The sequence below is a fragment of the Streptomyces sp. SUK 48 genome, assembly GCF_009650765.1.
GTDB lineage: Bacteria > Actinomycetota > Actinomycetes > Streptomycetales > Streptomycetaceae > Streptomyces.
In genome coordinates this window covers 7,111,943-7,136,295 of the sequence record NZ_CP045740.1, presented here as the reverse complement: position 1 = coordinate 7,136,295, position 24,353 = coordinate 7,111,943, and the positions used below count along the sequence as shown (strand labels likewise).

General features: G+C 72.8%; 25 protein-coding genes and 1 pseudogene. 11 read left to right on the top strand and 15 right to left on the bottom strand.

The window, feature by feature from the left end:
- Window positions 1–40: 40 nt before the first annotated feature.
- Both trpS and GHR20_RS31680 read left to right on the top strand, forming a co-directional pair.
- A complete protein-coding gene (gene trpS / locus GHR20_RS31685) occupies window positions 41–1,165 on the top strand; it encodes a tryptophan--tRNA ligase (RefSeq protein ID WP_153815115.1) in 1,125 nt (374 codons plus the stop codon).
- A 42-nt stretch (window positions 1,166–1,207) separates the two neighbouring features.
- Complete coding sequence (locus tag GHR20_RS31680) at window positions 1,208–1,948, top strand: maleylpyruvate isomerase family mycothiol-dependent enzyme (protein WP_153815114.1); 741 nt, start codon at window positions 1,208–1,210, stop codon at window positions 1,946–1,948.
- A gap of 7 nt (window positions 1,949–1,955) precedes the next feature.
- On the opposite strand, the gene GHR20_RS31675 is transcribed toward GHR20_RS31680, so the two are convergent.
- Window positions 1,956–2,378 (bottom strand): MarR family transcriptional regulator, encoded by a 423-nt coding sequence (locus GHR20_RS31675; protein WP_153815113.1) that lies wholly within the window; start codon window positions 2,376–2,378, stop codon window positions 1,956–1,958.
- A gap of 223 nt (window positions 2,379–2,601) precedes the next feature.
- Window positions 2,602–3,288, bottom strand: coding sequence for a TetR/AcrR family transcriptional regulator (locus tag GHR20_RS31670; RefSeq protein WP_153815112.1), 687 nt, complete (start codon window positions 3,286–3,288; stop codon window positions 2,602–2,604).
- Window positions 3,289–3,416: 128 nt separating this feature from the next.
- On the opposite strand from GHR20_RS31670, the gene GHR20_RS31665 reads away from it, so the two are divergent.
- Window positions 3,417–3,872 carry a nitroreductase family deazaflavin-dependent oxidoreductase gene (locus tag GHR20_RS31665; RefSeq protein ID WP_153815111.1) on the top strand — a complete coding sequence of 152 codons (456 nt, stop codon included), beginning with the start codon at window positions 3,417–3,419 and terminating at the stop codon, window positions 3,870–3,872.
- Here the strand turns inward: GHR20_RS31665 and GHR20_RS31660 are convergent.
- The gene (locus GHR20_RS31660) at window positions 3,862–5,130 is read right to left on the bottom strand and encodes a geranylgeranyl reductase family protein (RefSeq protein WP_153815110.1); all 1,269 of its coding nucleotides are present in this window, start codon (window positions 5,128–5,130) and stop codon (window positions 3,862–3,864) included. The two genes, GHR20_RS31665 and GHR20_RS31660, sit on opposite strands and share 11 nt — an antisense overlap.
- A gap of 167 nt (window positions 5,131–5,297) precedes the next feature.
- Here GHR20_RS31660 and GHR20_RS31655 point away from each other — a divergent pair, with 167 nt between their 5' ends.
- Both GHR20_RS31655 and GHR20_RS31650 read left to right on the top strand, forming a co-directional pair.
- On the top strand, window positions 5,298–6,650 hold the full coding sequence (locus tag GHR20_RS31655; RefSeq protein ID WP_153815109.1) for a dipeptidase: 1,353 nt from the start codon (window positions 5,298–5,300) through the stop codon (window positions 6,648–6,650).
- 131 nt (window positions 6,651–6,781) lie between these two features.
- Complete coding sequence (locus GHR20_RS31650; RefSeq protein ID WP_153815108.1) at window positions 6,782–7,525, top strand: MBL fold metallo-hydrolase; 744 nt, start codon at window positions 6,782–6,784, stop codon at window positions 7,523–7,525.
- A 2-nt stretch (window positions 7,526–7,527) separates the two neighbouring features.
- On the opposite strand, the gene GHR20_RS31645 is transcribed toward GHR20_RS31650, so the two are convergent.
- The gene (locus GHR20_RS31645) at window positions 7,528–8,571 is read right to left on the bottom strand and encodes an NUDIX hydrolase (protein ID WP_111583631.1); all 1,044 of its coding nucleotides are present in this window, start codon (window positions 8,569–8,571) and stop codon (window positions 7,528–7,530) included.
- 137 nt (window positions 8,572–8,708) lie between these two features.
- On the bottom strand, window positions 8,709–8,939 hold the full coding sequence (locus GHR20_RS31640; RefSeq protein WP_111583632.1) for a hypothetical protein: 231 nt from the start codon (window positions 8,937–8,939) through the stop codon (window positions 8,709–8,711).
- Between the two features lie 123 nt (window positions 8,940–9,062).
- Here GHR20_RS31640 and GHR20_RS31635 point away from each other — a divergent pair, with 123 nt between their 5' ends.
- From GHR20_RS31635 to GHR20_RS31625, 3 genes and pseudogenes are all read left to right on the top strand, one after another.
- Window positions 9,063–9,416 (top strand): hypothetical protein, encoded by a 354-nt coding sequence (locus GHR20_RS31635; protein ID WP_153815107.1) that lies wholly within the window; start codon window positions 9,063–9,065, stop codon window positions 9,414–9,416.
- A 30-nt stretch (window positions 9,417–9,446) separates the two neighbouring features.
- Window positions 9,447–10,196 (top strand): maleylpyruvate isomerase family mycothiol-dependent enzyme, encoded by a 750-nt coding sequence (locus GHR20_RS31630; RefSeq protein ID WP_153815106.1) that lies wholly within the window; start codon window positions 9,447–9,449, stop codon window positions 10,194–10,196.
- A gap of 145 nt (window positions 10,197–10,341) precedes the next feature.
- Window positions 10,342–11,550 (top strand): annotated as a pseudogene (locus tag GHR20_RS31625) (glycoside hydrolase family 27 protein); the annotation flags it as partial.
- Between the two features lie 24 nt (window positions 11,551–11,574).
- On the opposite strand, the gene GHR20_RS31620 reads toward GHR20_RS31625, so the two are convergent.
- Entirely contained in the window at window positions 11,575–12,522 is a 948-nt protein-coding gene (locus GHR20_RS31620; protein WP_153815104.1) for an ROK family protein, read from the bottom strand.
- 220 nt (window positions 12,523–12,742) lie between these two features.
- Between GHR20_RS31620 and GHR20_RS31615 the strand changes: the two genes are divergently transcribed.
- Together GHR20_RS31615 and GHR20_RS31610 are read left to right on the top strand one after the other, a co-directional pair.
- Window positions 12,743–13,792, top strand: coding sequence for a LacI family DNA-binding transcriptional regulator (locus GHR20_RS31615; protein WP_153815103.1), 1,050 nt, complete (start codon window positions 12,743–12,745; stop codon window positions 13,790–13,792).
- Window positions 13,793–13,799: 7 nt separating this feature from the next.
- Window positions 13,800–14,537: a hypothetical protein gene (locus GHR20_RS31610; protein ID WP_153815102.1), complete on the top strand. Its 738-nt coding sequence runs from the start codon at window positions 13,800–13,802 to the stop codon at window positions 14,535–14,537.
- Window positions 14,538–14,587: 50 nt separating this feature from the next.
- Here GHR20_RS31610 and GHR20_RS31605 read toward each other — a convergent pair whose 3' ends face one another.
- From GHR20_RS31605 to GHR20_RS31585, 5 genes are all read right to left on the bottom strand, one after another.
- Entirely contained in the window at window positions 14,588–15,886 is a 1,299-nt protein-coding gene (locus GHR20_RS31605) for an aldolase/citrate lyase family protein (RefSeq protein WP_153815101.1), read from the bottom strand.
- A gap of 168 nt (window positions 15,887–16,054) precedes the next feature.
- Window positions 16,055–17,017, bottom strand: a complete 963-nt coding sequence (locus tag GHR20_RS31600) for an electron transfer flavoprotein subunit alpha/FixB family protein (protein ID WP_148026068.1) — start codon at window positions 17,015–17,017, stop codon at window positions 16,055–16,057.
- Between the two features lie 53 nt (window positions 17,018–17,070).
- Window positions 17,071–17,856 (bottom strand): electron transfer flavoprotein subunit beta/FixA family protein, encoded by a 786-nt coding sequence (locus tag GHR20_RS31595; protein WP_153815100.1) that lies wholly within the window; start codon window positions 17,854–17,856, stop codon window positions 17,071–17,073.
- A 230-nt stretch (window positions 17,857–18,086) separates the two neighbouring features.
- Window positions 18,087–18,596, bottom strand: a complete 510-nt coding sequence (locus GHR20_RS31590; protein ID WP_153815099.1) for a flavin reductase family protein — start codon at window positions 18,594–18,596, stop codon at window positions 18,087–18,089.
- A 208-nt stretch (window positions 18,597–18,804) separates the two neighbouring features.
- The gene (locus GHR20_RS31585; protein WP_153816207.1) at window positions 18,805–19,212 is read right to left on the bottom strand and encodes a thioredoxin family protein; all 408 of its coding nucleotides are present in this window, start codon (window positions 19,210–19,212) and stop codon (window positions 18,805–18,807) included.
- Window positions 19,213–19,421: 209 nt separating this feature from the next.
- Between GHR20_RS31585 and GHR20_RS31580 the strand changes: the two genes are divergently transcribed.
- A complete protein-coding gene (locus tag GHR20_RS31580) occupies window positions 19,422–20,150 on the top strand; it encodes a lysophospholipid acyltransferase family protein (RefSeq protein WP_111583643.1) in 729 nt (242 codons plus the stop codon).
- Window positions 20,151–20,319: 169 nt separating this feature from the next.
- Here GHR20_RS31580 and GHR20_RS31575 read toward each other — a convergent pair whose 3' ends face one another.
- The 4 genes from GHR20_RS31575 to GHR20_RS31560 all read right to left on the bottom strand — a co-directional run bounded on the left by GHR20_RS31575 (window position 20,320) and on the right by GHR20_RS31560 (window position 24,279).
- Window positions 20,320–20,913, bottom strand: coding sequence for a transglutaminase-like domain-containing protein (locus GHR20_RS31575; protein ID WP_153815098.1), 594 nt, complete (start codon window positions 20,911–20,913; stop codon window positions 20,320–20,322).
- A gap of 89 nt (window positions 20,914–21,002) precedes the next feature.
- Window positions 21,003–22,073 carry a low specificity L-threonine aldolase gene (locus tag GHR20_RS31570; protein ID WP_111583645.1) on the bottom strand — a complete coding sequence of 357 codons (1,071 nt, stop codon included), beginning with the start codon at window positions 22,071–22,073 and terminating at the stop codon, window positions 21,003–21,005.
- Complete coding sequence (locus GHR20_RS31565) at window positions 22,070–22,834, bottom strand: SDR family oxidoreductase (protein WP_111583646.1); 765 nt, start codon at window positions 22,832–22,834, stop codon at window positions 22,070–22,072. The genes GHR20_RS31570 and GHR20_RS31565 overlap by 4 nt, the downstream gene beginning before the upstream one ends.
- A gap of 47 nt (window positions 22,835–22,881) precedes the next feature.
- Window positions 22,882–24,279, bottom strand: a complete 1,398-nt coding sequence (locus GHR20_RS31560; protein ID WP_153815097.1) for a DUF6421 family protein — start codon at window positions 24,277–24,279, stop codon at window positions 22,882–22,884.
- Window positions 24,280–24,353: the final 74 nt, after the last annotated feature.

The window sequence follows — 24,353 nt, the reverse complement described above, 5'->3', positions numbered from 1 at the left end:
CGTCCCGACGGCCCTTCCGACCCACCACCAGGAGACCGAGATGAATCCCCACCCGCAGGCCGTGCCGTCCGAGGCCCCGGCCGCCCCCGAGGCCCCGGCCGCCGCCCCCGACGCGCTCGGCACCTACGCCGCGCGGGCCCGCAGCGCGGAGCTGGAGCGGCTGATCGCCGAGGACCCCGGGCAGTTCCGGATGCTGACCGGCGACCGGCCCACCGGAAGGCTGCACCTCGGCCACTACTTCGGCACCCTGCGCAACCGGGTCCGGCTCCAGAACCTCGGCGTGGAGCTGTTCGTGATCATCGCGGACTACCAGGTGCTGACCGACCGCGACGTCGCCGACGACCTCCAGTCGCACGTCGACGAGCTGGTCCTCGACCACCTCGCCATCGGCGTGGACCCGGAGCGCAGCACCATCTTCACGCACAGCGCGGTCCCCGCCCTCAACCAGCTGATGCTGCCCTTCCTCAGCCTGGTCTCCGTCGCCGAGCTGAACCGCAACCCCACGGTCAAGGACGAGATCGCGCACTCCCGCCAGTCCGCCGTCAGCGGGCTGATGTTCACCTATCCCGTGCACCAGGCCGCCGACATCCTCTTCTGCAAGGCCAACCTGGTCCCGGTCGGCCAGGACCAGCTCCCCCACCTGGAGATCACCCGGACCGTCGCCCGCCGCTTCAACGAGCGCTACGGCCACGGCACTTGGGTGTTCCCCCGGCCCGAGGCCCTGCTGTCGGAGGTGCCGCTGCTGCTGGGCACCGACGGCACCAAGATGAGCAAGAGCCGGGGCAACTCCCTCGTCCTGGCCGCCACCGCCGACGAGACGGCGCGGCTGCTCAAGGGCGCGAAGACCGACTCCGAGCGCCGCATCACCTACGACCCGGCCACCCGCCCGGAGGTCTCCTCGCTGCTTCTGCTGGCCGCGCTGTGCCAGGGCCGGACCCCCGAGGAGGTCGCCTCCGACATCGGCGCCGCGGGCGCGGCGGCGCTGAAGAAGACCGTGACCGAGGCGGTCAACGAGTACCTGGCCCCGATCCGGGCCCGCCGCGCCGAGTACGCCCGGGACCGCGGCGAGCTGCGCCGCGTCCTGCGCGCGGGCAACGAGCGGGCCAACGCCGTGGCCGAGGCGACGCTCGCGGAGGTGCGGGCCGCGATGAACAGCGACTACTGAAACCCGGTGCGGTGCGGCGGGCGGGTCCGGCAGGATCATCCCATGCAGACCGTCGATTTCCTCCATGCCCTCGATCGCGAGGGTCGCTCGCTCGCCGCGGCCGCCGAGCAGGCCGGCACCGACACCAAGGTGCCGACCTGCCCCGAGTGGCAGGTGCGGGACCTGCTGCGGCACATCGGCGCGGTCCACCGGTGGGCCACGGGCTTCGTCGCCGAGGGGCACACCGCGCACCAGCCGATCGGCGAGGCGCCGGACCTCACCGGCGCCGAACTGGTGGCCTGGTACCGGGACAGCCACCGCCTGCTGGTCGACACCCTGTCCGCCGCCCCCGCCGACCTGGAGTGCTGGACCTTCTTCCCGCTGTCCCGCTCGCCCCTGGAGTTCTGGGCGCGGCGGCAGGCGCACGAGACGACCGTGCACCGGTACGACGCCGAGGCCGCCCGGGGCAGTGCGCCCTCCCCCATCGCCACGGACCTCGCGGCCGACGGCATCGACGAGTTGCTGCGCGGCTTCCACGCGCGGTCCAGGAGCCGGGTGCGTACGGCGGAGCCGAAGGCGCTGCGGGTACGGGCGACGGACGCGGGACAGGACGCGGTGTGGACCGTACGGCTCGGGCCGGACGGACCGCCGGTGACGTCGCGTCAGGCGGACGGGGACGCCGATGCCGAACTCTGCGGCCCGGCGGACCAGTTGTATCTGGCGCTGTGGAACCGGGCGCCCGTCCCGGAGGTCTCCGGCGACCGGTCCCTCGCCGAGCTGTGGCAGGAGACCTCGGGCATCTGACGCGCCGTCAGCGGGAGGAGGCCGGCTCCGTCAGCCCCGCCTCTTCCGTCAACATCCGTGTCAGTACCGCGCGTTGCACCGGCCGCACCTCGGCGTGCAGCGCGCGGCCCTTCGGGGTGAGGGCCACCCGGACGCCCCGGCGGTCCTCCGCGCAGGCACCCCGTTCGACCAGACCCTCCTTCTCCAGGCGGCCGATGAGCCGGGAGAGCGCGCTCTGGGTGAGATGGACGCGCTCGGAGATCTCCTGGACACGGTAGGCGCAGCCGTGCGGGCCCCGGCGCTCGGCCAGCAGGTCCAGGACCTCGAAGTCGCTGGCGCACAGACCGTGGGTGCCCAGGGTCCGGTCCAGTTCGCACTGGGTGCGGGCATGCAGGGCCAGGATGCCCCGCCACCGCGCCACGAGTGCCCGCTCGTCCGTCGTCGACGTCATCGACGCACCGTAGCAGTCCCATGGGCGGGTAAAGAATGCCGGTGCCGAGCGCCCGGGGCGGCTAGGGTCTTTCGTTTGGATCAGGCCGGATCAGGGAGCGGGGTCTGGTGCCGTGCGTCGCAAGGCGGAGGAGGGCGACATGGCGGAGCCATGGCAACCGACGACAACGCCGCGAGGCGCGGTGCCAGGGCCCGCGAGCCCGGCATGATCCAAACGAGAGGCCCTAACGCAGCCCGGCCCCGCGCGCCAGTGCCGTCACCGCGTGCCGGAAGAACCGCTCCCGGTCCTCGATCACGTTGTTGAACTGGCCGAACAGTTCGAAGCTCACCAGTCCGAACAGCTGCGCCCAGACGGCGACCAGGGCGGCGGCCATCTCGGGGGGCAGGTCCGGGGCGAGGGCCGCGGCCAACCGCTCTGCCTCGGGGCGCAGTTCGGCGGGCAGCGGGAGTTCGGCGAGGCCGGGGCCCTCGCGGGCGTCGCGGAAGATGCCGAGGAGGACCATGCCGGTGCGGGCGGCGGCCGGGACGGTGGTCTCGGGGGCGGCGTAGCCGGGTACGGGCGAGCCGTAGATCAGCGCGTACTCGTGCGGATGGGCGAGCGCCCAGGTCCGTATCGCCTCGCACACCGCGGTGAAGCGGGCCACGGGGGCGGCCTCGCCCGCGGCGTCCCGCGCCTGCTCCGCGGCCGCGCCCAGGGCGTCGTACGCGTCGGTGATCAGGGCCGTCAGCAGCTCGTCGCGGCTGGGGAAGTAGCGGTAGAGCGCGGAGGAGACCATGCCCAGCTCGCGGGCGACGGCGCGCAGGGACAGCTTGGCCGCGCCCTCGGCCGCCAGCTGCCTGCGGGCCTCTTCCTTGATGGCCGCGGTTACCTCGCTCCTGGCCCGTTCGCGGGCTCCCTGTGCGGTGCTCATGTCCGCCATTCTGCCACGCGCGAGAGCAGTGCACACAAAAAAGAGCACTGCTCTTGCAAGTGGGCACCGGTCTCCCCCATGCTGGTGTCGACCGAGAGCACTGCTCTCCCGAACCATGGGGGTCCACCATGTCGTCGTCCGCGCCGTACTACCTCAAGAGCAGCCCGCTGAACGTGCGGCTGAACAGCGTGATCGGCTGGCTCGCCCGGCACGGGCTCAGCCTCGCGGGCTCCGCCGAGCTGTCCGTGCGGGGCCGCAAGAGCGGCGCGATGCAGCGCGTCCCGGTCAATCCGCACACCTACGAGGGCGCGCAGTACCTGGTCTCGGCGCGCGGCCACTCGCAGTGGGTGCGCAACATGCGGGCGGCGAACGGCGGTGAGCTGCGCGTCGGGCGCAAGGTGCGCATGTTCACCGCGGTGGAGCTTCCCGACGCCGAGAAGCTCCCCGTGCTGCGGACCTATCTGGAGAAGTGGGGCTGGCAGGTCGACCAGTACTTCGCCGGGGTGACCGCCGCCTCCACCGACGAGGAGATCACCGCATGCGCCGGCGACCACCCCGTCTTCCGGATCACCGTCACGAAGTGACCGGCTCCTCCTCGGACTTGGCGGGCTCCTCGGTGTCCGCCGCCTGTGCCGGGCCCGGGTCCAGCGCGGTCAGGGCGCGCTGGGCGAGCGGGTGGGAGCGGACCAGCTCGCCGAGGGAGGTGGCGCCCCGGGTGATGTTGCGGAACGCGTTCCAGGCCGGGCGGAAGCCGGTGAGGGCGGCGTGGAAGAGGCCGGGCCGCCGCTCGAACGCCGCGAGCAGGCGCCGGCCGACGCCCATCTCGACGCCGAGCCCCGCCTTGATGGCGAAGGCGTAGTTCAGGGCCTGGCGGCGGGTGTCCACGGCGTCGTGCGCCTCCGCTATGCGCACCGCCCACTCGCCGGCCAGCCGGCCCGAGCGCAGCGCGAAGGAGATGCCCTCGCGGGTCCAGGGCTCCAGGAGTCCGGCCGCGTCGCCGCAGACCAGGACCCGGCCGCGGGAGAGCGGCGAGTCATCGGCCCGGCAGCGGGTCAAGTGCCCGGAGGAGACCGCCGGTTCGAAGCCGGCGAGGCCCAGCCGGGCCACGAAGTCCTCCAGGTAGCGCTTGGTCGCCGCGCCCTGACCGCGGGCGGAGATCACCCCGACCGTCAGCGTGTCGCCCTTGGGGAACACCCAGCCGTAGCTGCCGGGCATGGGGCCCCAGTCGATGAGCACCCGGCCCTTCCAGTCCTCGGCGACCGACTCGGGGACCGGGATCTCCGCTTCGAGACCGAGGTCCACCTGGGCCATCTTCACCCCCACATGGGCGCCTATCCGGCTGGCGCTGCCGTCGGCTCCGACGACCGCGCGGGCCAGGACCGTCTCGCCGCCCTGGAGGACGACGGCGACCGTACGCCGGTCGGGGACCGCCGAGCCGTGCTGCTCGACGCGCTGCACGGTGACGCCCGTCCGCAGCTCGGCGCCCGCCCGCTGGGCGTGCTCGACCAGCTGCTGGTCGAACTCGGGCCGGTTGATCAGCCCGAACAGCATCTGCCGGGAACGGCGGGTGCGGGTGAAGCGCCCGTTGTGGGAGAAGGTGACCGCATGCACCCGGTCCCGCAGGGGCAGTTCGAAGCCCGGTGGCAGACAGTCACGGGAAGGGCCGATGATGCCGCCGCCGCAGGTTTTGTACCGGGGCAACTCGGCCTTCTCCAGCAACAGGACGCGCCGCCCCGCGACCGCCGCCGCGTAGGCGGCCGACGCCCCCGCGGGTCCCGCGCCCACCACGACGACGTCCCACACTCGCTGCACGTCGTCCGCCGAAGAGTTCTCGCCGCTCACGATGGTCTACTGCTCCGATCAAGCCGCTGCCGTTCCCCCAGCCCGCGACACCCGCGACCAGGGGGTAACCGATGTATGACGCATCCTACGGCCGCGAGCCGGATGCGCCGCTGTGGGAGGATCGGTCCACCCAGCAGTTGAACGTCGCACCTACGAGGAGCGTGCCCATGTCGTCGAATCCGGTCGCCGAGACCGTCGCCTCTCTGATGCCCCGGGCCAAGGCGGAGCTGGCCGAGCTCGTCGCCTTCCGGTCCGTGGCGGACTTCGAGCAGTTCCCGAAGAGCGAGAGCGAGGCCGCCGCGCACTGGATCGCCGACGCGCTGGGCGCCGAGGGATTCGTCGACATCGCCCTGCTCGACACCCCCGACGGCACCCAGTCGGTGTACGGCTACCTGCCGGGCCCGGAGGGCGCCAAAACGGTTCTGCTGTACGCCCACTACGACGTGCAGCCGCCGCTGGACGAGGCCGGCTGGGCGACTCCGCCGTTCGAGCTGACCGAGCGCGACGGACGCTGGTACGGCCGGGGCAGCGCGGACTGCAAAGGCGGTGTGATCATGCACCTGCTCGCCCTGCGCGCCCTGAAGGCGAACGGCGGCGTCCCGGTGCACGTCAAGATCATCGTGGAGGGCTCCGAGGAGCAGGGCACGGGCGGCCTGGAGCGGTACGCCGAGCAGCACCCCGAGGTGCTGGCCGCGGACACCATCGTCATCGGCGACGCGGGCAACTTCCGGGTGGGCCTGCCGACGGTGACCACGATCCTGCGCGGCATGACGCTGGTCCGGGTGGGTGTCGAGACCCTCGCCGGCAATCTGCACTCCGGCCAGTTCGGCGGCGCCGCCCCGGACGCGCTGGCCGCGCTGATCCGGGTGCTGGACTCGCTGCGCGCGGCGGACGGCTCCACCACGGTGGACGGTCTGGACGCGTCGGCCGAGTGGGACGGTCTGGAGTACACCGAGGAGCAGTTCCGCTCCGACGCCAAGGTGCTGGACGGCGTGGGCCTGACCGGCTCCGGCTCGGTCGCCGACCGTCTGTGGGCCCGTCCCGCCGTCACCGTGCTCGGCATCGACTGCCCGCCGGTCGTCGGCGCCACCCCCTCGGTGCACGCCGGGGCCCGCGCGCTGGTCAGCCTGCGGGTGCCGCCGGGCGTGGACGCGACGGAGGCGACCAAGCTGCTCCAGGCCCACCTGGAGACGCACGTCCCGTGGGGCGCCCGGGTGACCGTGGACCAGGTCGGCCAGGGCCAGCCGTTCCGCGCCGACGTCTCCAGCCCCGCCTACCAGGCGATGGCCGACGCGATGGCCGTCGCCTACCCGGGCGAGACCATGCAGTACGCCGGCCAGGGCGGCTCCATCCCGCTGTGCAACACCCTCGCCGGCCTCTACCCGGACGCCGAGATCCTGCTGATCGGCCTCAGCGAGCCGGAGGCCCAGATCCACGCCCTGAACGAGAGCGTCTCGCCGCAGGAACTGGAGCGCCTGTCGGTGGCGGAGGCGCTGTTCCTGCGGAACTACGCGGGCTGAGCGAGCGACCGGGGCCGGGACCGCGTCCGTCCGGGGCGGCCCCGGCCGCGAGGTTCCGCCGTGGGCGGACCCCCGTCCGCCCACGGCGTAGCGGCCTCCTCCCCGCTCCCGCCCCGGCCTACGGTCGGGGCATGGACGTGATCGAGCTGCTCCCCCGGTTGCATCTGCTGCGCTTCCCGGTCGGCCAGGCGTATCTCTGGCGGGACGGCGAGGAGTTGACGCTGATCGACGCGGGGACGATCGGGGCGGGGCCGGTGATCGCCGGGGCGATCAGGGCGCTGGGCCGCGCACCCGAGGACGTACGGCGCGTCGTGCTGACCCACTTCCACGAGGACCATGTGGGCGGGGCGGGCGAGTTCGCCGCACTGAGCGGGGCCGCGGTACTGGCCCATCGCCTGGACGCGCCCTTCGTACGGGGTGCGGCGCCGGGCCCGGCCCCGCGGCTCGCCGAGTGGGAGCTGCCGATCCGGGCCGAGGTCGCCGGGCGGCTGCCCGAGGGCACCCCGCTGCCCCCGCCGTCCGTCACGGAGGTGACCGACGGCGAGGTGCTCGGCTTCGGCGGCGGGGCACAGGTGGTGCACGTCCCCGGGCACACGGACGGCAGCATCGCGCTCTTCCTGCCCGCCGAGGGCGTGCTGTTCACCGGGGACACCGTGGCGGCACTGCCCGCCGAGGGTGTGCTGTCCCCCGGGGACCCGGTTGCCGCTCCCGCCGAACACACGCTGATCCCGGGCGTGTTCAATCTCGACAGGGACCGGCTCCTCGCCTCCGTACGGCGGTTGGCCGGCCTCGGCGCCGAGGTGGCGTGCTTCGGCCACGGCGACCCGGTGCTGCGGGGCGCCGCCGCGGCACTGCGCGGGGCCGCCGCGATGTGACGTCAGCCGAGGGGCACCCCGGCCTCCAGGTACAGGGCCCTGCCGCGCTCGCGGGCACGCAGGGCCCAGCGCAGCCGCTCGTAGCGGACCGGGGGCAGCATCCCGGCCGCCTCCTGCTCGGTGGCGAACCGCCAGCCGCGCAACTCCGGTCCCGGCAGCGCCACTTGGGCCGCCTCCTCGGAGGGGAGCCGGCCGCCGTCGAAGAGCAGTCGCAGCCCGCCGTAGCCGGGCGGCACGGGCCGTTCCCAGTCCACCACCAGCAGCCGGGGCACCTCCCGCAGCCGTATCCCGGTCTCCTCGGCGACCTCGCGCATCCCCGCGCGGGCCGGGGCCTCGCCGCGCTCCACCACCCCGCCGGGGAACTCCCAGCCGGGCTTGTAGGTGGGGTCCACGAGCAGCACCCGGTCCTGCTCGTCGAAGAGGAGCACCCCGGCGGCGAGGGTCTCGGCGGTGGGCTCGGGAGTCTGCACGATGTCGCAGGGGGCGAAGTCACCCCGGCCGGCCGACTCCGCGATCCGCACGGCGGTCTCGTACGGGGTCAGCGCGCTGGTGTCGATCAGATGGGCGTCGGCGGTGAGCCAGGAGGCGAGGGCGGCGCGGTACGGCTCGATGTGGTCGTACGCCCACTGGCGGACCCTTATCTCCCCGTCGGGCAGCTCGGGCGGTACCTCGCGGCCGGCTATTCGCGCACGCAGGATCGTTTCGGCCGGGGCGAGGACCAGATGCTGTACGGGAATCCGGCGGGCGGCGAGGCCACCGAAGATCTCGTCGCGGTACTCCTGGCGCAGCAGGGTCATCGGGACGACGAGGGTGCCGCCCAGTTCGGCGAGCATCGCGGCGGCCGTGTCGACCACGAGCCGGCGCCAGATCGGCAGGTCCTGGAAGTCGCCGACCTCGGCGAGGCGCTTGGGCGGCAGCAGGTGCGCGAGCGACCCGCCGATGACCTCGGGGTCGAAGAGCGTGCTGTGCGGGATCAGTTCGATCAGTTCCCGTGCGGTCGTGGTCTTTCCCGCACCGAACGCGCCGTTGATCCAGACGACGGTCACGGACTTCCCCCTCTTCTGTTGGCCCCCTGAGGCTTGCCCGCTCCACCCTGCCACGGAAACCCCGCCGCGGTGAGGGTGCGGTAAAGCGCGGCACCGGCGCCCGCACGACGGGACACCGGTGCGCATACGCCGCTGGCTTAGTCCTGCCCGGCGGCCAGTCCAGGGGCGTGTCCGGTGGTGTGTCGGGTGGCCGGGGAGTCGGCGGGGGCCAGGCTGTCGTGGCTGACCAGATCACCGGCCGAGTGCAGGGTGCCGGGGACGTCGAGACCGTCCAGCGGCCCCTTGTCCGCGGCGTGCGACGGGGTGACGGCGGCCACGACGAAACCGGTGGCCAGGGAGGCGAGGGCGAGCATGCTGCGCTTCTTCATGCGCGGATCAACTCCCCGAGGGGGCCCGGGGTCACGCGGGTACCGCCGGAACGGCGAAATCCCCTGGCCGGGGCGCCGACGGGGCCGATAGCGTCCGGGGCGACGACACCGGAGGACCGACACATGACCCGCACCCGCCCCACCACCACGCTCTGGCGCCCCGCCGGTCCCGTGGAGCTGGATCTGGTGCGCGCCTCGGACTGGCGGGCCTGGCCGCCCAGACTCCCGGAGCAGCCGATCTTCTACCCGGTGCTCGGCGAGGACTACGCGATCCGGATCGCCCGGGACTGGAACGTACGGCACGACGGCGCCGGGTTCGTGACCCGCTTCGAGGTCGACACCGCGTTCCTCGGCCGCTATCCGGTGCGGCAGGCCGGCGGCCGGACCATCCTGGAACTGTGGGTGCCCGCCGAGGAGTTGGACGAGTTCAACGCGCATATCGTGGGGCCGATCGAGGTCGTGCACACCTTTCGGTGAGCCGCGGCACCCGCACGGCGAGGAGTACGCGTGCCCCCTGTCTTCCCCTCCGGCGCGGTCGGCGCCGGGCTCGGTGACGTGATCGAGGACGTCGTACGGTCGGCCGGCCGGCTCGCCGCGGCCGCCGCCGGGCTGTCCGGGGCCGCGGTGCGGGAGCCCTCGGGGCTGCCGGACTGGACACGGGGGCGGGTGCTCGCCCATGTCGCCTCCAGCGCCGACGCGTACACCTGGCTGCTGGAGCTCGCGCGCACCGGCCGGGAACCCGGTCCGCGCGCGGATCCTGCGCGGGTGGCGCGGGACGCCGTACTGCCCGCCGAGCGGCTGCGGGCGAGCCTCGGCCGGTTCACGGACGGGGCGCGCGCCTTGCCCGCGCCCGCCTGGGAGCGGCTGGTACCGGCACTGGCCGGCTGGCGCCATCCCGCCTGGTACCTGCTGCTGCGCGCCCTGCGGGAGCTGGAGACCCACCACGTCGACCTCCGCGCCGGGTACGGCACCGAGCGCCGGCCGGACCGGTACGTGCGCTGGGCCCTGGACGACACCCTCACCACCCTCGGCGCCCGGCGCTTCCCGCTCGCCGCCGTGACGGCCGACGATCTCGGGCGGCGCTGGACCCTCTCGGCCGAGGGCCCGGAGGTGAGCGGCGAGGGGCACCGCCTCCTCGGCTGGCTCACCGGACGGCTCCCGGCCGACGGGCTCCGGCCGCCGTCCGCCCTTGCGGCCCCGCTCCCCTGGCCGCAGCCCCCGCTCCCCGGCTGGGGGCGCCTCGGCGACGACGGGTGAGCGGGGCGCCCCGACGACGGGTGAGTCGCCGAAGCGCACACGTCCGAACGCCGATGGGCGCACCGGTCGTACCCCTTCCCACATTCTCGGACACGTCCTACCGTGAACGCCCGCCGATCCCGAGCGTGTTGGAGGAACGTCGACCATGCGCACATCCTCGACCCGCACAACCCACCGCAGAGCGGCCGGAGTTCTGCTGGCCGGACTGCTCTGCGCGACGGGCCTCGGCACGGCCCCGGCCACCGCCGCCGCGCCCGGCCTCGGCAACAGCCTCGCCCGTACCCCGCCGATGGGCTTCGACAACTGGAACTCCACGCAGTGCGGTCCCGGCTTCGACGAGGCCATGGTCGAGGGCATCGCGGACCTCATCGTCGCGAAGGGCCTGAAGGACGCGGGCTACCGGTACGTCAACCTGGACGACTGCTGGGCCTTCCCGCTGCGCAGCCTCACCGGCAAACTCGTCCCGGACCCGGTCCGCTTCCCGCACGGGATCAAGGCGGTCGCCGACTACGTCCACGCCAAGGGGCTCAAGCTCGGCATCTACACCAGCGCGGGTCTGCGCACCTGCGACGCCATCGGCATGCCGGGCGCCCTGGGCCACGAGTACGGCGACGCAAGGCAGTTCGCCGACTGGGGCGTCGACTACGTGAAGTACGACAACTGCGCCAACCTCGGCATCGACGCGAAGGCGCGCTACACCACAATGCGGGACGCGCTGGCGGCGACCGGGCGGCCGATCGTCTACAGCATCTGCGAATGGGGCGAGAACAAGCCCTGGGAGTGGGCCCCGGACGTCGGCAACCTGTGGCGCACCACCGGTGACATCAGCGACAGCTGGTCCTCCGTGCTCTCGATCGTGAAGCAGAACCTCCCGCTCGCCCCGTACGCCGGTCCGGGCCACTGGAACGACCCGGACATGCTGGAGGTGGGCAACGGCGGGATGACGGACACCGAGTACCGCTCCCACTTCTCCCTCTGGGCGGTGATGGCCGCCCCGCTGCTCATCGGCACCGACCTGCGCGAGGCGACGCCCGAGACCTTCGGCATCCTGGGCAACCGGGAGGTCATCGCCGTCGACCAGGACCCGCTCGGCAGGCAGGGCACGGTCGTCGACGACACGGACGGACGCTGGGTCATCGCCAAGGAGATGGCCGACGGCAGCCGCGCGGTCGCCCTGTTCAACGAGTCCGCCGCCGCGCGGCAGATCACCACCACCGCCGGTGCCGTGGGCCTGCCCGACGCCGGGTCCTACACCCTGCGGGACCTGTGGCGGCACAGCGACGACCGCTCCGCCGGGAGCATCACGGCCACCGTCCCGGCACACGGCACCGTCCTGCTGCGCGTCTCGGCCGACAGGGGCTGAGCCGACCGGCAGACCTCAGAGCCGCACCAGCCCCGGTCCCCTGATCAGCGCCGCCGCGGCGGCCCCCACCAGCCCCGCGTCCGTGCCCATCTGCGCGGGCACCACCGTCAGCCGCCGTACGAACGACAGCGTGGCGTAGTCCGCGAGTGCCTCGCGCAGCGGGGTGAAGAGGACGTCGCCCGCGTTGCCGACCCCACCGCCGATCACCGCGATGTCGACCTCGACCAGGGTCGCGGTGGCCGCGATCCCGGCGGCGAGCGCCCGCGCGGCCCGCCGGAAGGAGGCCACGGCGACCGGGTCGCCCGCCCGGGCCGCCGCCGCCACCGCGGTGGCCGAGGCGTCGCCGTCCGGGCCCGGCCGCCAGCCCTGTTCCAGGGCGCGGCCGGCGATGTTCGGGCCGCTGGCGATCCGCTCCACACAGCCGCGCGAGCCGCACGGGCAGGGGTCGCCGTCGAGGTCGACGCTGATGTGCCCGATGTGCCCGGCGTTGCCGGTCGGGCCGGGGTGCAGCCGTCCGCCCAGGACCAGGCCGCCGCCGACACCGGTCGAGACCACCATGCACAGGGCGTTGTCGTGGCCCCGGGCGGCGCCCTGCCAGTGCTCGGCCGCGGTGATCGCGACACCGTCCCCGATCAGCTCGACGGGCAGTCCCCCGGTCGCCGCCCGCACCCGCTCGACCAGCGGGAAGTCCCGCCAGCCCGGCACGTTCACGGGGCTGACGGTGCCCGCCGAGGCGTCCACCGGGCCCGCGCTGCCGATGCCGACGGAGCGGACGTGCTCCCACCGGGACGAGGCGGCGAGTTCGCCGAGCACCTCCTCGACGGCCCGCATGACCGTTTCGCCGTCCTGCCGGGCGGGCGTGGCGCGCCGGGCCCGCTCCAGGATCAGTCCGCGGCCGTCCACAAGACCGCCGGCGATCTTGGTGCCGCCGATGTCCAGGGCTGCCACGAGGTCGGTGCGCATCAGAGTGTGATCTCCCCGTCGAACGATCGAAAACCATGAGTCCGGGCGGGTCGCGGCCTGGTGGTGGGGGCGCGGTCCCGCGCAGAGCGGTCGACAGTCTCTCGCGCACCTGACAACGTTGTCCAGGCTCTATGCTCGACGCCACATCCTCATACAAGCCCATGGGCCGCCCGCTTCACACCCCCATGGGGACACGGACCACAGGACAGGACAGCGCATCGTGCCCAAAACCACCCGCCGCGCAGAGCGCCACCCCGGAAACCGCTACGGCAACCGGCCGACGATGAAGGACGTGGCGGCGCGGGCCGGGGTCGGGCTGAAGACGGTGTCCCGGGTGGTCAACGGCGAGCCCGGGGTCACCCCGGACACCGAGCGCCGGGTGCAGGAGGCGATCGACGCGCTGGGCTTCAGGCGCAACGACAGCGCGCGGGTGCTGCGCAAGGGCCGCACCGCGAGCATCGGCCTCGTCCTGGAGGACCTCGCGGACCCCTTCTACGGCCCGCTGAGCCGCGCGGTGGAGGAGGTCGCCCGCTCGCACGGCGCCCTGCTGATCAACGGCTCCAGCGCCGAGGACCCGGAGCGTGAGCGGGAGTTGGCGCTCGCGCTGTGCGCACGGCGGGTGGACGGCCTGGTGGTGATCCCGGCCGGGGACGACCACCGCTATCTGGAGCCGGAGATACGGGCGGGCGTGGCCACGGTGTTCGTGGACCGCCCGGCCGGGCGGATCGACGCCGACGTGGTGCTGTCCGACAACTTCGGCGGGGCCCGCGACGGAGTGGCCCATCTGATCGCGCACGGCCACCGCCGGATCGGCTTCATCGGGGACATGCCCCGCATCCACACGGCGGCCGAGCGGCTGCGCGGCTACCGCGCGGCCATGGAGGACGCGGGGATACCGGTCGAGGACCGCTGGATGTCCCTCGGGGTGACGAGCCCGGAGCGGGTGCGCCGGGCCGCGCAGGAGATGCTGTCCGAACCCGAGCCCGTCACCGCCGTGTTCGCGGGCAACAACCGGGTGACGGTCACCGTGGTCCGGGTCCTCGCCGAGCAGTCCCGGCAGGTGGCCCTCGTCGGGTTCGACGACTTCGAGCTGGCCGATCTGCTGCGGCCGGGCGTCACGGTGGTCACCCAGGACGCGGCCGCCCTCGGCCGGACGGCGGCGGAGCGGCTCTTCCGCCAACTGGACGGCGGTCTCGTCGCGCCGGAGCGGATCGAGCTGCCGACCCGGCTGATCACCCGCGGCTCGGGCGAGCTGCCCCCGGCCGGCTGAGGCGCCCGTGGCCACGCTGGAGGAGCTGGGACTGGCCGGGGTGCCGCGCGAGGACCCGCTGACGTATCCGGGCGCCTGGCCCGCCCGTTCGGGCCTGCTGCACGGCGACCGGCTGCTGCCGCTGACCCGGCTGGTGTACGACGACCGGGCGCCGGTGCTCGCGGTCGGCTCCAACGCCTGTCCCGGTCAACTGCGGCACAAGATGGCGGAGTTCGGGCTCGACACCCCCGTCCCGATGGTGCGGGCCCGGGTGACCGGTCTCGATGTGGGCGTCTCCGCGCATGTGAGCCGCATGGGCTATGTCTCCGCCTCGCCCGTGAAGTCGCCTTCCGTGACACGGGAGTTGTTCGTGCTGTGGCTAAACCGGCGGCAGCTGGACGCGCTCGACGCCAGCGAGGGGGCGCCGCTGCCGGACGGCAACTTCCGGCGCGCCTGGCTGCCCGCGCCGGACGTCCAGGTGCAACTGGCCGACGGCACCGTGCTGTCGGGGGCCTACGTCTACGTCAACCGGCACGGTGTCCTGCACGACGGCACCGGCGCGCCACGCCGTCACCCGGGCCAGCGCCCGCTGCTCACCGGACTCCTCGCCTCCTCGGCACGGTTGCGGGAGCTGTTCGGGGCGAGCCCGGAGGAGTTCAGCGAACGGGCGCGCGGCGACGTGCGGTTGTGCGCGCGGGGCACCCGGCTGTTCGCCGAGCACGCGTGGGTGACGGACTCGGGGCTCGAACCGTACGTCGCCTCGTAGCCCGCAACGCCCGCGAGCCCGGTGAGCCCGGTGAGCCCCGCGAGTTGCGGCTACTGCGCGGAGGCCGTGAGATCGCCGCGCCTCGGTGCCGCGAAGCCCTCCAGGCCCGCGCGGGTCAGCCCCGTGCGCTCGGTCACCTCCGCGAGGCCGAGGGCGCCGCAGTCCAGGCCGCGCAGCAGATAGCCGCTGAGGGCCTTGGCGGTGGCGGGCTCGTCCATGACGTCGCCGCCGGTGCGGTTGGCGTAGCGGGCGAGGCGGGCGGCCGCCTGCTCGAAGCCCTCGCGGTAGAAGGCGAAGACGGCCGCGTAGCGGGTCGGGATGTGGCCCGGGTGCATGTCCCAGCCCTGGTAGTAGGCGCGGGCGAGGGCGCGCCGGGTGAGGCCGTAGTGCAGCCGCCAGGCGCCGTGCACCTGCTCGGCGGGGCCGACGGGGAGGACGTTGGTGGAGCCGTCCGAGACGCGTACGCCGGTGCCCGCGGCGGCGACCTGCATGACCGCCTTGGCGTGGTCGGCGGCCGGGTGGTCGCTGGCCTGGTAGGCGGCGGAGACGCCCAGGCAGGCGCTGTAGTCGAAGGTGCCGTAGTGCAGCCCGGTGGCGCGGCCCTCGGCGGCCTGGATCATGCGGGCGACGGTCGCCGTGCCGTCGGTCGCCAGGATGGCCTGGCTGGTCTCGATCTGTATCTCGAAGCCGAGCCGGCCCGCGTCCAGGCCGTGCGCCTTCTCGAAGGCTTCCAGGAGCCGTGCGAAGGCGCCGACCTGCTCGGGGTAGGTCACCTTCGGCAGGGTCAGCACCAGCCCGTCGGGCAGCCCGCCCGCGGCCATCAGGCCGGTGAGGAAGACGTCGAGGGTGCGGATGCCCCGCGCGCGCACCGGGGCCTCCATGCACTTCATGCGGATGCCCATGTACGGCGCCGCGGTCCCCTTCTCGTACGCCTGGGCGATCAGCCGGGCCGCGCGGGCCGCCGCCGCGTCCTCCTCGGCGTCGGGGCGGGGGCCGTAGCCGTCCTCGAAGTCGACCCGCAGGTCTTCTATCGGCTCGCGCTCCAGCTTGGCGCGGACGCGGGAGTACACGGGCTCGGCGAGGTCGTCGGCGAGGCCGAGGACGGCGGCGAAGGAGGCGGCGTCCGGGGCGTGTTCGTCCAGCGCGGCGAGGGCCCGGTCGCCCCAGGAGCGGACGGTGTCGGCGGTGAAGGCGTCACCGGGGACGTAGACGGTGTGGACGGGCTGCCGGGTGCCGGGGTCCCCGGGGTAGCGGCGGGCCAGTTCCGCGTCGACCGGTGCGAGCGAGGCGCTGATCTCCTCGCCGACGGCGCCGGCGAGGCTGGTCGCCACCTTCTCCTGCTGACCCATCCCACACCCTCCAATATCCACCGCGATTCCGCTGTGCGGAATCAACAATCCGTAGAATGAAGTTATCCGGCGGGTTCCGGCTGGTCAACACCCTCACGCCGCCTTCAGGATGCACCGAGGCCCCCGTGACCGCGCGGGTCACGGGGGCCTCGGACAGCCGGTCGGCGATCAGCCCTTGCGGGTCTTGATCTCCTCGGTCAGCTGCGGCACGACGTCGAACAGGTCGCCGACGACGCCGTAGTCGACCAGCTCGAAGATCGGGGCCTCGGCGTCCTTGTTGACGGCCACGATGGTCTTCGAGGTCTGCATGCCGGCGCGGTGCTGGATCGCACCGGAGATGCCGTTGGCGATGTACAGCTGCGGCGAGACCGACTTGCCGGTCTGGCCGACCTGGTTGGTGTGCGGGTACCAGCCGGCGTCGACGGCGGCACGCGAGGCGCCGACGGCCGCGCCGAGCTGGTCGGCGAGGGCCTCGATGATGCCGAAGTTCTCGGCGCCGTTGACACCGCGGCCGCCGGAGACCACGATCGCGGCCTCGGTCAGCTCCGGGCGGCCCGTGGACTCGCGCGGGGTGCGGCCGGTGACCTTGGTGCCGGTGGCCTGGTCGGAGAAGGTCACGGCGAGGGCCTCGACCGCGCCCGCGGCCGGGGCGGCCTCCACGGCGGCCGAGTTCGGCTTGACCGTGATGACCGGGGTGCCCTTGACGACCCGCGACGTGGTGGTGAAGGACGCGGCGAACACCGACTGGGTGGCCACCGGGCCCTCGTCGCCGGCCGCCAGGTCGACGGCGTCGGTGATGATGCCGGAGCCGATGCGCAGCGCCAGGCGGGCGGCGATCTCCTTGCCCTCGGCGGAGGACGGGACCAGCACGGCGGCCGGGGAGACGGCCTCGTGGGCGGCCTGGAGGGCGTCCACCTTCGGCACGACCAGGTAGTCGGCGTACTCGGACGCGTCGTGGGTGAGGACCTTCACCGCGCCGTGCTCGGCGAGGGTGGCGGCGGTGTCGGCGGCGCCGTTGCCCAGCGCGACGGCGACGGGCTCACCGAGGCGGCGGGCCAGGGTCAGCAGCTCGAGGGTGGGCTTGCGGACGGCACCGTCCACGTGGTCGACGTAGACGAGGACTTCAGCCATGGGATTGCTCTCCTGCGTAACGAAGTTGAGGGGCGGTCGGCGGGCGCGAACCCTTAGATGAACTTCTGGCCCGCGAGGAACTCGGCGAGCTGCTTGCCGCCCTCGCCCTCGTCCTTGACGATGGTGCCGGCCGTACGGGCCGGACGCGCGTCCGCGGTCTCGACCTTGGTGAACGCGCCCTCCAGGCCGACCTCTTCCGCCTCGATGTCGAGGTCCGACAGGTCCCAGGACTCCACCGGCTTCTTCTTGGCCGCCATGATGCCCTTGAAGGACGGGTAGCGGGCCTCGCCGGACTGGTCGGTCACGGAGACCAGGGCCGGCAGCTGTGCCTCCAGCTGCTCGGAGGCGGCGTCGCCGTCGCGGCGGCCCTTGACGGTGCCGTCCTCGACCGAGACCTCGGCCAGCAGGGTGACCTGCGGGACACCGAGGCGCTCGGCGACCAGCGCCGGGACGACGCCCATGGTGCCGTCGGTGGAGGCCATGCCGGAGACGACCAGGTCGAAGCCGGCCTTCTCGATCGCCTTGGCCAGCACCAGGGAGGTGCCGATGGCGTCGGTGCCGTGCAGGTCGTCGTCCTCGACGTGGATGGCCTTGTCGGCACCCATGGACAGGGCCTTGCGGAGCGCGTCCTTGGCGTCCTCGGGGCCCACCGTCAGCACGGTGACCTCGGCGTCGTCCGCGTCCTCCGCGATCTGGAGCGCCTGCTCGACCGCGTACTCGTCCAGCTCGGAGAGCAGACCGTCCACGTCGTCACGGTCGACGGTCAGGTCATCGGCGAAGTGCCGGTCGCCAGTGGCGTCGGGCACGTACTTCACAGTGACAACGATCCTCAAGCTCACGCCGGCTCTCCTACTGCATCGTGATTTCCTGGCTGCCTCTTCCAGGCAGCATAGGCGCCTGAAGCGGCCGATCCCGGTCGGGGCGTCGAGCGCGCTCCGACCGGAATATTACTCGTCAGTACACCCAGTTCGTTCCCGCTAAGCAAGCGCTTTGAACTGTGACCTTCGCAACGCAGCGTAACCGGAACTCGACCGCCGTGCGGGGGAACGGAACGTGATCCGCGCCGCACTCAGTCGCGCAGCGCGGTGAAGCGGCCCTGGTGGTAGAGCAGGGGGCGGCCGCCGCCGGTGGGATCGCCGAGGACGACCTCCGCGAGCACGATCCGGTGGTCCCCGGCGGGGACGCGGGCGACGATCCGGCAGACCAGCCAGGCGAGCACGTCGTCGAGCACGGGCACGCCCTCGGGGCCGTCGCGCCAGGCGGTGGGCGCGCCGAAGCGGTCGGCGCCGCTGCGGGCGAAGGTGGCGGCCAGGTCGCCCTGGTGCTCGCCGAGTATGTGCACGCCGATGTGGTCGGCCTCGGCTATCGCGGGCCAGCTGGAGGCGCCGGTGCCGACCCCGAAGGAGATCATCGGGGGCTCGGCGGAGACCGAGGTGAGGGAGGTGGCGGTGAAGCCGGCCGGTCCGGCGGCGCCGCGCGCGGTGATCACCGCGACACCGGCGGCGTGCCGGCGGAAGGTGGAGCGCAGCAGATCGGGGGAGGCGACCTGGGGGGTGCCGAGTCCGGGCAGGGCCGTCATGGAGTTGTCCTTCTGTTCGGGAGGGCGAGCGGGTCCGTGGCTGCTCAGCGCTCCGGACAGCAGGCGCTCGCGGTGCGCGCGAGGTCGACGTGGGCCCGCCCGTGGAGAAGGAGTTCGGTCGGCATACGGTCAGGCTGACGAGAGGTGGCGCGCGCAGTCAAGTGCGGTCCGGGAACTGGGATGTCTCTCACCTGCTGCTGAGTACCCCTCACACCGCCTCCCCCAGCGCCGCGATGACATCGGCCCTGCGGGGCTGGCCGGCGGCGCGGCGCACCTCCCTGCCGTGCGCGTCCAGGACGAGGACGGTGGGGGTCTTCAGGATGCCGAGAGCGCGTACGAGATCGAGGCGGGCCTCGGCGTCGATCTCGACGTGGGCGACGCCGGGCACCATCGCGGCGACCTCGCCGAGGACGCGCCGGGTGGCGCGGCAGGGCGCGCAGAAGGCGCTGGAGAACTGGACGAGGGTGGCCCGTTCGCCGAGACCGCCGCCGAGTTCGGCCGCGCTCAGACCGGTTCCGCTCGTGCCCGCCGCGGCGTCGTCGCGACCGCTCACCCTCACCCTCCCGCTCCGCCGCCGGTGCGGCACTCCAGGGGCGCCCGCTTCCACGGGCGTCAGGAACCGAACAACCGGTGTGCCGTAAAGATTCCCGGCACCCGGGTGAAAGCTGTGCGGACGTGACGAGGATCTCGCCCCGGCCGGGCACCAGAGCTGGCTACCCGCACGTTCTTCGGGCACGATCTGCGAGACGCCGTAAACCTACGGCTGCGTAACTTGTCCGCCGGGAGCCCCTTTCCCGAGCAGAGCAGAAAGGGTTCATCCCACTCATGGCAGAGCTGGTCTACCGTCCCGTCATCGGATTCGCCAAGACGCTGTTCAAGGTCTGGGACCTGAAGATCGACTGCCAGGGGTCCTCGAACATCCCGCGCTCCGGCGGCGCCGTACTGGTGAGCAATCACATCAGCTACCTGGACTTCATCTTCGACGGCCTGGCCGCGCTGCCGCAGAAGCGCCTGGTGCGGTTCATGGCGAAGGAGTCGGTTTTCCGGCACAAGATCTCGGGCCCGCTGATGCGCGGCATGAAGCACATCCCGGTGGACCGCGGGCAGGGCGAGACGGCGTACGCGCACGCGCTGGACTCGCTGCGCTCCGGCGAGGTCATCGGCGTCTTCCCCGAGGCCACCATCTCGCAGTCGTTCACCCTGAAGAGCTTCAAGTCGGGTGCGGCCCGGCTCGCCCAGGAGGCCGGGGTGCCGCTGATCCCGATGGCGTTGTGGGGCACGCAGCGGCTGTGGACCAAGGGCCACCCGCGCGACTTCAAGCGCAGCCACCTGCCCGTCACCATCCGCGTGGGCGAGGCCGTGGAGGCGCCCCGCGACCAGTACGCCGGGGCCATCACCCGCCGGCTGCGCGAACGCGTGCAGGAACTGCTGGACGCCGCCCAGCGCGCCTACCCGGGCCGCCCGAAGGGCCCCGAGGACTCCTGGTGGCTGCCGGCCCACCTGGGCGGCACGGCACCGACCGCGGAAGCCCTGCGGACCGCCCAGGTCCACTGACATCCGAGCCGCCGTAGAGTACGTCAACCCCGGCTCCCCTCCGGCAGGTACCTGAAGGTTCGGCCGCTGCCGAACGACGCTCCGTCCGGGGGCCGTTGAGGAGCCCTCCCCGCGCGGCCGACTCCGAGAAGCCGACGGGGTCGAGGGCGACCGGGGCGCGACGTCCGGGTCACAGGGTGCTCGGCAGGGCGCGGGCCAGGGCCTCGCGGTCGGGGGCGGTGCGCAGGGCGTCGAGGACGGTCGGGTGGGCGGCGGAGCGCAGCTGCGGGTAGTCCCGTTCGCCTGCGGCCGGGTCGGGGGGCCAGGCGAGCCGCTCGCCGGTCAGGGAGAACCGCGCGTCGACGCCGGGTTTGTCGCCGCGCGGGTCCTGGCGGTGCCAGGCGCCGTGGAGGCGGACGGCGACCAGGCCGTGCAGCACATGCCCCGCACCCTCGTCGTCGCGCAGGCGCTGGTAGCACAGGGCCGTCGGGATGTCCTCGGCGCGCAGCAGGGCCGTCAGCGCGTGCGCCTTGGCGTGGCAGACGCCGGTCCGCCGCGCCAGCACTTCGGAGGCGCGCGAGGTGACCCGGGGGTCGCCGGTGTCGGCGGAGTGCGGGACGGCGTCGCGGACGAACTCGTAGGCGAGCCGCGCATAGTCATACGAGTCCGCCGCCTCGGCCGCCAGCCGCGCGGCCGTCTCCCGGACCATCGGGTGGTGATGGTCGATGACCTCGTCGGCGGCCAAGTAGGCGGAGAGGTCGCCGGTTTCCTGGATCAGCCGCATGCCTGCAGAGCATAGGAACGCGGCCACCCATCAGTCAATGACTTTTCGAGTGACCGCATACCTATGCAATGATTCGGACGGGCGCGGAGCTACCGCGCCATCTCCTCCTTGACCGCCGCCACGAAGGCGTCGACGTCCTCCTCCGTGGTGTCGAAGGAGCACATCCAGCGCACCGTGCCCACGGCCTCGTCCCAGAAGTAGAAGCGGAAGCGCTTCTGGAGCCGCTCGCTCACGTCGTGCGGGAGCTGGGCGAAGACGCCGTTGGCCTGCACCGGGTAGAGGATCTCCACTCCGTGCACCGCGCGCACGCCCTCGGCGAGCCGCTGGGCCATCTCGTTGGCGTGCCGGGCGTTGCGCAGCCACAGGTCCTTGGCCAGCAGGGCCTCCAGCTGCACCGAGACGAAGCGCATCTTGGAGGCGAGCTGCATGGACAGCTTGCGCAGATGCTTCATCCGGCGCACCGCGTCCTGGTTGAGGACCACGACCGCCTCGCCGAACACGGCGCCGTTCTTCGTCCCGCCGAGGGAGAGGATGTCGACGCCGACCGCGCTGGTGAACGTGCGCATCGGCACGTCCAGGGAGGCGGCCGCGTTGGCTATCCGGGAGCCGTCCAGGTGCACCCTCATGCCGTGCGCGTGGGCGTGCTCGCAGATCGCCCGGATCTCCTCGGGCGTGTAGAGCGTGCCCAGCTCGGTGGACTGGGTGATCGAGACGACCTGCGGCATCGCCCGGTGCTCGTCCTCGAAGCCCCACGCCTGCCGGTCGATCAGCTCGGGGGTGAGCTTGCCGTCCGGCGTGGCCACGGTGAGCAGCTTGAGCCCGCCCATCCGCTCGGGCGCCCCGCCCTCGTCCACGTTGATGTGCGCGCTCTCGGCGCAGATCACCGCGCCCCAGCGGTCGGTGACCGCCTGGAGCGCGACCACGTTCGCGCCGGTGCCGTTGAAGACCGGGAACGCCTCCGCGCCGGCGCCGAAGTGGCTGCGGATGATCCGCTGGAGGTTCTCGGTGTACTGGTCCTCGCCGTAGGCCACCTGATGGCCGCCGTTGGCCAGGGCCAGGGCGGCCATCACCTCCGGATGCGCCCCGGCGTAGTTGTCACTGGCGAAACCGCGGACCTCCGGGTCGTGATGGCGACGCGCGTCGGTCCTGGGAGGGTTCACGGCTTCTCGGTCAGCCACAGACGGTTTCCGTTCAACTCGGCGGCGGACTTGCTCCAGACGCCCTCGATGGCCTCGGCCAGGTCCTTGACGTCCGTGAAGCCCGCGAACTTCGCGTTGGGGCGTTCGGCGCGCATCGCGTCGTGCACCAGCGCCTTGACCACGAGGATCGTAGCCGCCGAGGTCGGGCCCTCGGCGCCCGCCGCCTTGCCCGCCTTGCGGAAGTAGTCCCCCATGGCCAGCGTCCACGCCTCGGCGGCGGCCTTGGCCGCGGAGTAGGCGGCGTTGCCCGCGGTGGGGTTGGTCGCGCCGGACGCGCTGATCAGTACGTAGCGGCCGCGGTCGCTGCGCTGGAGGGCCTCGTGGAAGGCGAGCGAGGTGTGCTGCACGGTGCGCACCAGCAGCAGCTCCAGGAAGTCCCAGTCGTCGAGGCTGGTCTTGGTGAAGGTCTCGCTGCCGCGCCAGCCGCCGACCAGGTGCACCAGGCCGTCGACGCGCCCGAAGTCCTTCTCGATGTGCTCGGCCCACTCACGCGTGGACTGGAGGTCGAGCAGGTCCACGGTGTCCCCCGTGACCGTGGCACCACCGGAGGCGTAGCGGGCCGCGTCCACGGCCTCCGACAGCCGCTGCGGGTCGTTGTCCGCTCCGACGACGGTCGCCCCGGCCTCGGCCAGGCGCAGCAGCGCGGCACGGCCGGCGGGTCCGCCCGCTCCGGCCACCGCGATCACGGCACCGCTGAGCGCCCCGTTCGACCCGTTCCCCATGATCTTCCCCTCTGCAGCAGTGGTGTGTGTGGACGGTGCGCCGTCCGTCACGCGGCGAGCCGCTCGGCGCCGTCCGCCGTGATGCCCTTGGTGGAGGCGATCACATTCTTCAGCTTCTTGGACAGGGCTTCAAAGAACATGCTCAGCGGAAACTCGTCCGGGAGCACGTCGTCGACCAGCTTGCGCGGCGGCAGCGTCAGGTCGAGGGCGTCCGGACCCTTGGCCCACGTGGAGCCGGGGTGCGGGGCCAGGTACTCGGACACCAGCTGGTAGCCGGCGAACCAGTGCACCAGCTTGGGGCGGTCGATGCCGTCCCGGTACAGCTTCTCGATGTCGGCGCACAGCTGGTTGGTGACCTGCGGGGCGCGCTCCCAGTCGATGGACAGCTTGTTGTCCGTCCAGCGCACGACGTCGTGCTTGTGCAGGTAGGCGAAGAGCAGCTGGCCGCCGAGGCCGTCGTAGTTGCGCACCCGGTCGCCGGAGACGGGGAAGCGGAACATCCGGTCGAACAGCACCGCGTACTGCACGTCACGGGCCTGCGGGACGCCGTCCGCCGCCAGCTTCACGGCCTCCTTGAAGGCGGTGAGGTCGCAGCGCAGCTCCTCCAGGCCGTACATCCAGAACGGCTGGCGCTGCTTGATCATGAAGGGGTCGAACGGCAGGTCGCCGTGGCTGTGGGTGCGGTCGTGGACCATGTCCCAGAGCACGAACGCCTCTTCGCAGCGCTTCTGGTCGTGCACCATCGCGGCGATGTCCTCGGGCAGCTCCAGGCCCAGGATGCCGACGGCCGCGTCGGTGACCCGGCGGAAGCGCGCGGCCTCGCGGTCGCAGAAGATGCCGCCCCAGGAGAAACGTTCCGGCGCTTCGCGGACGGCGATGGTCTCCGGGAAGAGGACGGCCGAGTGGGTGTCGTAGCCCGCGGTGAAGTCCTCGAAGGTGATGCCGCAGAACAGCGGGTTGTCGTACCGGGTGCGCTCCAGCTCGGCCAGCCACTCGGGCCAGACCATGCGCAGCACGACCGCCTCCAGGTTGCGGTCCAGGTTGCCGTTCTGCGTGTACATCGGGAAGACGACCAGGTGCTGGAGGCCGTCCGCGCGCTGCGCCGCGGGGTGGAAGGCGAGCAGGGAGTCCAGGAAGTCCGGCACCTCGAAGCCGCCCTCGGCCCAGCGGCGCAGATCCTTCACCACGGCCTCGTGGTAGGCGGCGTCGTACGGCAGGAGCGGCGAGAGCTGCTCGACGGCCTCGGCGACACGGCGCACGGCGGCCTCCGCGTCGGCCTTGGCGGGCGCGCCCTCGGCGTCGAAGTCGATCGACCCATCGGCCGACTGCCATGGCCGAATCTGCTCCGCGGCATCCTTGAGCATGGGCCAGGCGGGGTGCTCAACCACCCTGGCCTGCGAAGAAACCTGTCCCTCCGGACCCGACTGCACAAGAATTTCCGTCATTTTCCATCCTCCACGGGACAACCTCGCGTATGGACACCGTATGCATACCCTGATTCCCCCATCAAGAGGCAGCG

Coding starts and splice junctions, on each gene's coding strand:
- trpS (WP_153815115.1), top strand. CDS start 41: ATGAATCCCCACCCGCAGGCCGTGCCGTCCGAGGCCCCGGCCGCCCCC.
- GHR20_RS31605 (WP_153815101.1), bottom strand. CDS start 15,886: ATGGGTCAGCAGGAGAAGGTGGCGACCAGCCTCGCCGGCGCCGTCGGC.
- GHR20_RS31665 (WP_153815111.1), top strand. CDS start 3,417: ATGTCGTCGTCCGCGCCGTACTACCTCAAGAGCAGCCCGCTGAACGTG.
- GHR20_RS31675 (WP_153815113.1), bottom strand. CDS start 2,378: ATGACGTCGACGACGGACGAGCGGGCACTCGTGGCGCGGTGGCGGGGC.
- GHR20_RS31635 (WP_153815107.1), top strand. CDS start 9,063: ATGACCCGCACCCGCCCCACCACCACGCTCTGGCGCCCCGCCGGTCCC.
- GHR20_RS31670 (WP_153815112.1), bottom strand. CDS start 3,288: ATGAGCACCGCACAGGGAGCCCGCGAACGGGCCAGGAGCGAGGTAACC.
- GHR20_RS31565 (WP_111583646.1), bottom strand. CDS start 22,834: ATGGGGAACGGGTCGAACGGGGCGCTCAGCGGTGCCGTGATCGCGGTG.
- GHR20_RS31650 (WP_153815108.1), top strand. CDS start 6,782: ATGGACGTGATCGAGCTGCTCCCCCGGTTGCATCTGCTGCGCTTCCCG.
- GHR20_RS31600 (WP_148026068.1), bottom strand. CDS start 17,017: ATGGCTGAAGTCCTCGTCTACGTCGACCACGTGGACGGTGCCGTCCGC.
- GHR20_RS31620 (WP_153815104.1), bottom strand. CDS start 12,522: ATGCGCACCGACCTCGTGGCAGCCCTGGACATCGGCGGCACCAAGATC.
- GHR20_RS31655 (WP_153815109.1), top strand. CDS start 5,298: ATGTCGTCGAATCCGGTCGCCGAGACCGTCGCCTCTCTGATGCCCCGG.
- GHR20_RS31640 (WP_111583632.1), bottom strand. CDS start 8,939: ATGAAGAAGCGCAGCATGCTCGCCCTCGCCTCCCTGGCCACCGGTTTC.
- GHR20_RS31590 (WP_153815099.1), bottom strand. CDS start 18,596: ATGACGGCCCTGCCCGGACTCGGCACCCCCCAGGTCGCCTCCCCCGAT.
- GHR20_RS31580 (WP_111583643.1), top strand. CDS start 19,422: ATGGCAGAGCTGGTCTACCGTCCCGTCATCGGATTCGCCAAGACGCTG.
- GHR20_RS31560 (WP_153815097.1), bottom strand. CDS start 24,279: ATGACGGAAATTCTTGTGCAGTCGGGTCCGGAGGGACAGGTTTCTTCG.
- GHR20_RS31575 (WP_153815098.1), bottom strand. CDS start 20,913: ATGCGGCTGATCCAGGAAACCGGCGACCTCTCCGCCTACTTGGCCGCC.
- GHR20_RS31680 (WP_153815114.1), top strand. CDS start 1,208: ATGCAGACCGTCGATTTCCTCCATGCCCTCGATCGCGAGGGTCGCTCG.